Origin of the sequence: Sporichthya sp. (assembly GCF_013815995.1) — a bacterium.
GTDB lineage: Bacteria > Actinomycetota > Actinomycetes > Sporichthyales > Sporichthyaceae > Sporichthya.
The window spans coordinates 1-8,233 of sequence record NZ_JACDFE010000200.1; the positions used below are offsets into that span (position 1 = coordinate 1).

The 8,233-nt window shown below is 70.2% G+C and carries 10 protein-coding genes; 7 read left to right on the forward strand and 3 right to left on the reverse strand.

The window, feature by feature from the left end; genetic code table 11:
- Positions 1 to 56 precede the first annotated feature (56 nt).
- Complete coding sequence (locus H0X00_RS18620) at positions 57 to 1,073, reverse strand: iron-containing redox enzyme family protein (protein ID WP_293773835.1); 1,017 nt, start codon at positions 1,071 to 1,073, stop codon at positions 57 to 59.
- A 51-nt stretch (positions 1,074 to 1,124) separates the two neighbouring features.
- On the opposite strand from H0X00_RS18620, the gene H0X00_RS18625 reads away from it, so the two are divergent.
- Entirely contained in the window at positions 1,125 to 2,729 is a 1,605-nt protein-coding gene (locus H0X00_RS18625; RefSeq protein WP_293773837.1) for an NAD(P)/FAD-dependent oxidoreductase, read from the forward strand.
- On the opposite strand, the gene H0X00_RS18630 is transcribed toward H0X00_RS18625, so the two are convergent.
- A complete protein-coding gene (locus H0X00_RS18630) occupies positions 2,712 to 3,137 on the reverse strand; it encodes an SRPBCC family protein (protein WP_293773839.1) in 426 nt (141 codons plus the stop codon). The two genes, H0X00_RS18625 and H0X00_RS18630, sit on opposite strands and share 18 nt — an antisense overlap.
- 201 nt (positions 3,138 to 3,338) lie before the next feature.
- On the opposite strand from H0X00_RS18630, the gene H0X00_RS18635 reads away from it, so the two are divergent.
- The 3 genes from H0X00_RS18635 to H0X00_RS18645 all read left to right on the forward strand — a co-directional run bounded on the left by H0X00_RS18635 (position 3,339) and on the right by H0X00_RS18645 (position 4,963).
- Positions 3,339 to 4,016: a VC0807 family protein gene (locus tag H0X00_RS18635; protein WP_293773841.1), complete on the forward strand. Its 678-nt coding sequence runs from the start codon at positions 3,339 to 3,341 to the stop codon at positions 4,014 to 4,016.
- Between the two features lie 166 nt (positions 4,017 to 4,182).
- On the forward strand, positions 4,183 to 4,434 hold the full coding sequence (locus tag H0X00_RS18640) for a hypothetical protein (protein ID WP_293773842.1): 252 nt from the start codon (positions 4,183 to 4,185) through the stop codon (positions 4,432 to 4,434).
- A gap of 40 nt (positions 4,435 to 4,474) precedes the next feature.
- Complete coding sequence (locus H0X00_RS18645) at positions 4,475 to 4,963, forward strand: flavin reductase family protein (protein WP_293773844.1); 489 nt, start codon at positions 4,475 to 4,477, stop codon at positions 4,961 to 4,963.
- A 73-nt stretch (positions 4,964 to 5,036) separates the two neighbouring features.
- Here H0X00_RS18645 and H0X00_RS18650 read toward each other — a convergent pair whose 3' ends face one another.
- The gene (locus H0X00_RS18650) at positions 5,037 to 5,930 is read right to left on the reverse strand and encodes a serine protease (RefSeq protein ID WP_293773846.1); all 894 of its coding nucleotides are present in this window, start codon (positions 5,928 to 5,930) and stop codon (positions 5,037 to 5,039) included.
- 209 nt (positions 5,931 to 6,139) lie between these two features.
- Here H0X00_RS18650 and H0X00_RS18655 point away from each other — a divergent pair, with 209 nt between their 5' ends.
- Genes H0X00_RS18655 through H0X00_RS18665 form a run of 3 tightly spaced genes read left to right on the forward strand, consistent with a single transcriptional unit; the run spans position 6,140 to position 8,079 of the window.
- A complete protein-coding gene (locus H0X00_RS18655; protein WP_293773847.1) occupies positions 6,140 to 6,553 on the forward strand; it encodes a hypothetical protein in 414 nt (137 codons plus the stop codon).
- Between the two features lie 12 nt (positions 6,554 to 6,565).
- Complete coding sequence (locus tag H0X00_RS18660; RefSeq protein WP_293773848.1) at positions 6,566 to 7,564, forward strand: Ku protein; 999 nt, start codon at positions 6,566 to 6,568, stop codon at positions 7,562 to 7,564.
- Between the two features lie 32 nt (positions 7,565 to 7,596).
- Entirely contained in the window at positions 7,597 to 8,079 is a 483-nt protein-coding gene (locus H0X00_RS18665; protein ID WP_293773850.1) for a pyridoxamine 5'-phosphate oxidase family protein, read from the forward strand.
- Positions 8,080 to 8,233 lie beyond the last annotated feature (154 nt).

Genomic DNA, 8,233 nt, shown 5'->3' on the forward strand with positions numbered 1-8,233 from the left:
CAGCCAGAGGGCGTTCTGGCGCCGATCCGCGCCGCAGAGGGATTGGGAGACATGCCCTAGGCCGGGAGCGGGGCGCAGAGCGAGGAGCGCCCCGCCTCCCACGAGCTCAGCAGGTGCTCGTCCAGGCGGGTGTCCAGCAGGCCCGCGGCGCGGATCCCGAAGACGACATCGGCAGCCAGGTGCGGCTCCCCCGCCAGCAGGTTGCCTATCACGTCGCGGCGCATCACCTGCTCGTGCACGCAGTCGGCGACCACGTGCTCGGCGTAAAAGTCCTCGGCGTCGGCGTCGCCACCGGTCCGGCGCACGGCGGCCACCATCCGCATCGAGCCGGGCGGTGAGGTGATCTCGACCGCCGCGAGCTGTCCGAGCAGAGCGCCGCGGCGGGAGCGGTGCAGCCCGCACAGCGACATGAAGTTCACCATCGCCAGCATCGGCGCCGGCACGATCTCGACGTAGGCGCCGTAGCGGGTGTCCAGGTCGAAGGCCGCCATCAGCTCGGCGAAGAGCTGGGCGTGCATGCGGGCCGCGTGGCCGCCGCCGTATTCGTCGAACTCGACGGCGGCCACGCCGGCTTTGGTGGCCCCGTGCAGGCGGGGCAGGACGAAGGCCTGCGGGTCGGCCTCCTTGAGGTGGTACATCGAGCGGTGCGCCAGCACTTCCCGCAGCTGTTCGCGGGTGCCGTTGCGGGCCAGGTACGCCGCGACCCCGCCCTCGCCGTCGACCAGCAGCAGCTCGGCGATCGCGGCGTCGACGTCCTCGTCGACGGGTCCGAGCTCGTCGCGCAGCGCCCCGAGGAAGCGCCGCTCCAGAGCGGTGCGCAGCGCCAGGACGTGCGGATCCCACTCCTGGTCGTCGCTGACGCCGGCGAAGCCGCGGTAGTGCAGCTCGTAGGCGGTGTAGAGCGCGAGATGCAGGTCGTCGCCGAACGGGTTGGCGGTGGAGACGGCCGCCGGGCTGCTGTAGCCCTCACGGGCGAGGATCAGAGCGTGCATGTGCATCGACAAGGGGCCGCGGGGCTCGGGCAACGGCGGGCCGAGGGCCTCCGAGCGCCCGGCGAGCAAAGTCACCGTCATTGCCCGCATCTACCCAGGTGGGCGCCGCAAACTCTCGGGTAGGGCCCCGATATGACGGACTCGGCTGATGCCCTCGTGATCGGCGCCGGGCCCAACGGCCTGGTCGCCGCCAACCTGCTCGCCGACGCGGGTTGGGACGTGCTGGTCCTGGAGGCCGAGGACGAGCCCGGTGGCGCGGTCCGCAGTGGCGAATACGTGGCTGAGGGCTTCGTCAACGACCGGTTCAGCTCGTTCTACCCGCTCGGCGCCGGTTCGCCGGTGCTGCGCGATCTGAAGCTGGCCGATCACGGCCTGCGCTGGTCGCACGCCCCGACCGCGCTGGCGCATCCGCTGCCCGACGGCCGCACCGTCGTCCTCAGCCGCGACGCCGACATCACCGCCGCCTCCCTGGCCGACTTCGACCGCCGCGACGCCGCCGCCTGGCACGAGCTCGTCGCGCAATGGCGCGAGCTCGGCCCCACGCTCGTCCAGACCCTGATGGCGCCGTTCCCCCCGGTCCGCAACGGCGCCCGCCTGGCCCGCAAACTCGGTGTCCACGGCGCTCTGGACTTCGCCCGCTTCGGCCTGCTCTCAGCGCGTTCCTACGGCGGCGAGCGCTTCCACGGCGACGGCGGTCCGCTGCTGATCGCCGGCAACGCCATGCACACCGACCTCGGCCCGGAGGAAGCCGGCAGCGCCGTGTTCGGCTGGCTGCTGGCGATGCTCGGGCAGGACGTCGGCTTCCCGGTTCCGGTCGGCGGCGCGGGAGAACTGACCGCGGCCCTGGTGCGCCGACTGGAGTCGCGCGGTGGACGCATTCGCTGCGGGGCCCGGGTGGACCGGGTGCTGGTCCGTGACGGACGAGCCGTGGGGGTGCGGGCCTCCGGCTCGACCGTGCAGGCCCGGCGGGCCGTGCTCGCGGACGTCACCGCACCCTCGCTGTACCTGCATCTGCTCGGGTCCGATCTTTTGCCGCCGCGGTTGCGTGGCGACCTGCGCAAGTTTTCCTGGGACGACGCGACCGTGAAGGTCGACTGGGCGCTGTCCGGCCCGATCCCGTGGCGGAACCGCGAGGTTGTCGGCGCCGGCACCGTGCACGTCGGCGGTGACCTGGACGACCTCTCCGGCTTCGCCCACGAGCTCGCCGTCGGTCGCGTGCCGACCGAGCCGTTCCTGTTGCTGGGTCAGATGAGCACCGCCGACCCGACCCGCTCTCCCGCCGGCACCGAGTCCGCCTGGGCGTACACGCACGTGCCTGCGCGCCCCGGCGGCGTCGCGGGCTGGAACGACCCGGACCTGCGCAAGCGGGTGTTGGAGGGCGTCGAGCGGCGCATGGAGGAGTACGCCCCGGGCTTCCGCGACCTGGTGATGGGGCGGCAGATCTCGTTCCCGCCGGATCTGGAAGCGATGGACGCCAACCTCACCGACGGGGCCATCAACGCCGGCACCAGCGGGCTCCACCAGCAGCTCGTGCTGCGCCCGTTGCCCGGCCTCGGCCGGCCCGAGACGCACATCCGCGGGCTCTACCTGGCCTCGGCCTCGGCGCACCCGGGTGGCGGGGTGCATGGCGGCCCGGGAGCGAACGCAGCCAGGGCCGCGCTACGCGCCCGCACCACGGGACGCGTGTTCGGCGCGGCCGCCCGCGCCATGGCGGGCCACTCAGGAGGTCCGCGCTAGCTCCCGGACGCGCGTTTCCAGGCGGCGGAGCGTCTCCACGTTGCGCATTTTGATGACCAGGTCCAGCAGGGGGTTGTGCAGGACCTTGGCCGGGCCGTGCAGCGGGTGCTCCTCGATGCTGACCTCGCAGCCGTCGGCGACCGCCTCGACCGTGATTCCGATGCGCATGGTGCCGCCCGGCCACGCCTTGGCCTCCAGCTCCAGTTGCCGGTCCGGGTCGATCGCTTTCACCACGGTGCGACCGTCCTTCTGCAACGGTGCATAACCGACGGTGTAGTGGATCGCCGTGGTCGGCGCGGGAAATCCGAGATCGACGTCTCGAATCTTGCGCGTCCCCACCACCCACTGGTCGTAACTGGCTCCGTCGTTCAGCGCGAGGAAAACCTGGGGTGGGGTGATTCCGGACATCGTCCGCGAGTTGCGAGCCATACTGCGGAACTGCCCGGTAGCCAAGGGGACAACCGTCCGTGAACACCCCTCCTCCGAACGGAGGGATGTGTCACAAGACCCGTTCCTGTGAGCCGTTCGCCGGTACCTTCACAACCAAGCTGATGCATGTCGAGACCGCCGTCGGGCAGGTCCGGATATGTGCCGGGTGGGGAGATCTCGTTGAGCGCTGTCGTTGTCCCTGACGCGACCGCTGCCGAGGTCGAGCGCCCGCCGCTGAGCGCGATCGTCAAGCACGTCGCGCAGGCGATCCTGGTCGCCAACGTCGTCCCGTCTGTGCTGTTCTACGCGTGCCTGTCCGCCGGCAACATCTGGCTCGCCCTGACCTCGGCGCTGCTGTGGTGCTACGGCGCCATGGCCTGGCGGATGTCCACCGGGCGCGCCGTGTCCGGTCTGCTGGTGCTCACCCTGATCGGGCTGACCGGCAAGACGATCTTCGCCTTCGCCACCAACTCCACTTCGTTCTACTTCTGGCAGCCGGCCCTGACCGAGGTCGCTGTCGCCTTCCTGTTCGCCGGCTCACTCCTGACCGCCCGCCCGTTGGTGGCCAGGGTGGCCGGCGACTTCTATCCGATGGACGACGACCTGCACGCGCGTCCGCGCATCCAGCAGCTGTTCTGGCGCCTGACGCTGCTGTGGGCGTTCATCGTCGGGGCCAAGGCCGCAGTCTCGGTGTGGCTGCTGTCGACGGTGTCGACGACCACCTACGCCAGCCTGAAGAGCGTGATCGCCCCGACCACCGCGGTCGTCGGCGCCGTCGTGACCGTCCTCATTGCGGTCCACGCCGCCCGCCGCGAAGGCCTGCTCCCCGGCCGCGGCCCAGTGCCCGTACTCGCCTGACCGACGTCCGAACAGCCGAGCGCTATGACGCACGCTCCGTCGGACGCCCGAGCCATCGATTCGCAGGAAATTTCCAGCCCGGACGCGGGTGAGAACACGCACCCGTGGGTACTTCATCTTCCGCCGCCTCTGCCGGGCGGTGCACGACCTCGGAACGGAGCGCGCCGTGACCAGTCCTGCCCCTACGTCCCGTGACGCCCTGTGCGCACAGCTCAGGGCGGCATTCCCCGCGCTCGATGCAGCAGTGGTCGAGCGCGCTGTCGACCACGGGATGCGGGTCGCCCAGCAGCTGAGCGGTGCACCGGAGGACCTGGTCTGGGCCCGGGCCGGCACCCTCGCCCGCGATCACCTCGACGCCGCCGCGCACCGCACGCGCCGGATCGCCTCGCTGCGCCGCCAGTCCCCGCTCGCGATCTGAGCACCCCATCGCCGACGACCCCGCCGCGCAACGCCGAGCCGTGGAGTCCTTCCACGCCGTGATGAGCCAACTCGACGGCCCGATGGTGATCGTCACCGCGGCCTCGCCCGGCGGCGAGCAGGCCGGCTGCCTCGTCGGCTTCTCCACCCAGGCCTCGATCGACCCGCCGCGGTACCTGGTCTTCCTGTCCAAGACCAACCACACCTTCGACGTCGCCCAGCGGGCCGAGGCCCTCGGGGTGCACGTCCCCACTCCGTCGCAGCGGGATCTGGCCGCACGGTTCGGCACCGAGACCGGGGACCAGGTCGACAAGCTCGCCCGCGAGACCTGGCACCGCGGCCCGCACGGGGTCCCGATCCTCGACGAGGTGGAACGCTGGTTCGTCGGGCGCATCCTCGAGCGCTTCGACTCCGGGGATCACATGGGATTCGTGCTCGATCCGGTCGCGGCGGACACCTCGTCGTCGGCGCCTCTGCCTCAGTTGGGCTTCCAGGCGGTCGAGGACCTCGACGCCGGCCACGACGCTTAACGCGCAGCGGCCGCCACCTCGGGGCGAGTGGCGGCCGCTGCCATTGCTGGGTGCCTGGGCGATCCGGGCGAGATCAGCCCAGCGGGAGTGCACCCGGGAGGAAGGGCTCGGTGCCGGCGACGACGCGGACGTCGCGCAGGTTCTTGTCGTGCGAGCGGGCGTAGTCGAGCTCGTGGGCCAGGTCGCTGACCTGGTTGCTCAGCGGCACCGGCGCGAAGGCCAGCGTCGACAGGTCACCGAGCGCGTATCCCTTGCTGTCCAGGAACGCCGAGCCGGAGTCACCCGGGATGCCCGGGGTCACGGTGTAGACCGCGTGGGTCCAACCGTTGCCCTCGGTACCGAGACTCGTGCCGGTCTTGGGCGAGAACAGCGAGATGCCCTGACGCAGCGAGGAGTTGCCGTAGGAGACGACCTGCTCGCCATTGGTCGTGCCGGTGGTGTTCACGCCCACCGGGCCGCCGAAGACGGGCACCGACGGGTTGACCTTGGCGAGGGCGTCGGCCGGGAGCTCGATGAGCGCGAGGTCGTTGTAGGCACACGCGTTCGGGTCCTTCTCGCCCGCTGCCTGCATGGCGATCCAGGAGTTGTAGACCATGTGGCCGACCACGTCGGAGCCGAGGATCTGCACGGGCGTCCCGAGCGGGAGCGACTTGGCCTCGCAGCCGTTGGTCTCCGTCGCTTCGCCGGTGCCCGAGCAGTGCGCGGCCTGGCCGAGGAAGGACTTGCCGCCCGCGGTGTAGACGAAGTTGGCAGTGCACTGGCCCGACCCCTCGGTCTGGGTCATGACGCCGGGGTGGATGCTCGCCGTCGCGGCGGGCGCCCAACTGCCGGACGTGTCGAACAGCGCGGCGCCCGCGTCGGGCGCGCTGGAGGCGAGTGCCGCCGGCGGAGCGGCGAGCACGCCGGCCAGGACAGCGGCGCCCCCGAAGGCGGCAAACTTGGCGAGACCCTTTGACTGGAACTTCATAGCCACTCCACACCCCTCTTGGTGGCCGCGACGTCCAGTCGGCAGGTCGTGAAGACCGCGGCTCGTTTTGTGATCAGATGTCCGGTTCAACAGAGGGTGAACAGGAATTCTTCCCGTCTGTAGAAGTTTCTTGGCTGAATGTTCGCTGAGCGTGCCGTGGGCATTCCGGGGCAGTTCTTTCCCAGGTGCACCACGCGAGGGAGACTCCGATGCTGCTCAAGACCGTGTCCCGGCCTCTCACCCAGCTGGGTGCGGCCCTTCCGCTGCCCCGCCGACTGACCCGCACCGCAACCCGGCCGCTCCCCCTGCGCCTGGTCGCCCTGGCCATCGGTGCAGCCGCGATCCTGATTGCTCGCGCGCGGCTGCGTCCGTCCTCCCCGAGCATGGCGGCCGCAGCCTGGTCTGACGTCCCATCAGCTCCGGAGTGGTACGTCCCGAACGATGTGCCGATCAAGCGCTACGACGAACTGCGCGCAGCGGACATCGTCAAGTCCGTGCGCCGCCTGGAGCGCCGCACCGAGGTGCAGCAGGTGCTCGACTACGAGCAGGAGCACAGCCAGCGGGTGACGGTGTTCAAGGCCGCCCAGGCCCGGCTGCGGGCGCTGGAAACGGCGTCCCGGTAATGGAGGTTCGTCATGGCGCGCGCGATCTGGTCCGGCTCCATCGGCTTCGGGCTGGTCAATGTCCCCGTCGGCCTGTATTCGGCGACCGAGGACAAGACCGTGCACTTCAACCAGTTCCAGGAAGGCACCGACGCCCGCGTCCGCAACCAGCGGGTGAACGAGAAGACCGGTAAGGAGGTCGAGTACTCCGAGATCGTCAAGGGTTACGACCTGGGCGACGGCCGGCACGTCATCGTCACCCCGGAGGAATTGGAGGAGGTCGAGCCCGGCCGCAACTCCACCATCGAGATCACCGACTTCGTCGAGGCCGCGGACATCGACCCGGTCTTCTACCGCAAGTCCTACTACCTGGCGCCGACCAGCGATGACGCCGCGCGCCCCTACGGCCTGCTGCTGCAGGCGATGGACAAGGCCGGCCGCATCGGCATCGCGACCCTGGTGATGCGCGGCAAGCAGTACTTGGCGGCGATCCGCCCACACGACAAGGTGCTCGTGCTGGAGACGATGTACTTCGGCGACGAGGTCCGCGACCCCGCCGACGAACTGCCCTCGATCCCTCGCAAGGCCTCGTTCTCGGACAAGGACCTCAAGACCGCGATCTCCCTCATCGACAGCCTGACCACGGACTGGAAGCCGGCGAACTACACCGACACCTACCGCGACCGCGTGCTGCAGCTGGTGGCGGCCAAGGGCAAGGGCCGTGAGGTCGTCGTCGACGAGGACGCCGAGCCGGAGGCCGCGGTGCTCGACCTGATGGAGGCGCTGCGCAAATCCGTCGAGGCCGCGAAGTCGCGTCGGGTGGGCAACAAGGCGTCGGCGGAGAAGCTGAAGACCCGCAAGGCCGCTGACGAAAAGGCCTCGAAGAAGCGGCCGGCCAAGAAGACGGCGGCGAAGAAGACCGCCCCGAAAAAGGCGGCCGCCAAAAAAGCGCCCACCAAGAAGGCTCCGGCCAAGCGCAGCACCGCGACGAAGTCCTCGACCCGGAAGGCACCCGCGCGCAAGGCCTCATGAATGTCTTGCGCCCGGGCGGGCAGGTTCTAGCTATGACTGCCACCGATACGAACACCGAAGCCCGGACTCTGGACGAAGCCCTTCAGGGCCTGCACTTCGCCATGGTCGGAACCCCGGACAATGAGGTTTGGAAGTCCCGCCCGCTCACGCTGGCCGGCATCGAAGGATCGTCGCTGCACTTCCTCGTCTCCGCCGACGCCGACTGGGTGCAGAGCATCGGCACAGGAAGCACCCGCTGCGGCACGACCTTCTCCGACCCGTCCAAGAACGACTACGTCGCCCTGCAGGGCTCAGCACGAGCGCTGCGCGACCAGGGTCTGATCGAGGCGCTGTGGAGCCCCGAGGCGGGGGCGTACTTCGAGGGCAAGGACGACCCGAACATCCGCGTCCTGGCCGTTGACGTCGAGCGCGGCGAGTACTGGGACTCCCCCGGCGGCACCATCGGCCGACTGCTCGCGCTGACCAAGGCCGCGGCCGGCGGCGACCCCGGCAAGGAAGGCCCGATCAAGCTCTGAGCACCCACCGTGCGTCCGGCTGACCCGCGCCTAGGAGCCTGCTGAACAAGGCCGGGTGGCGGGGCGCACCGAGGCGCTCGAGGCGCGGTCAGACCCGAGGGTCGACAGGTGTCCGCCCCGCCGGGTCTGAGATTGCCAAGGCCTGTGCTGGGCG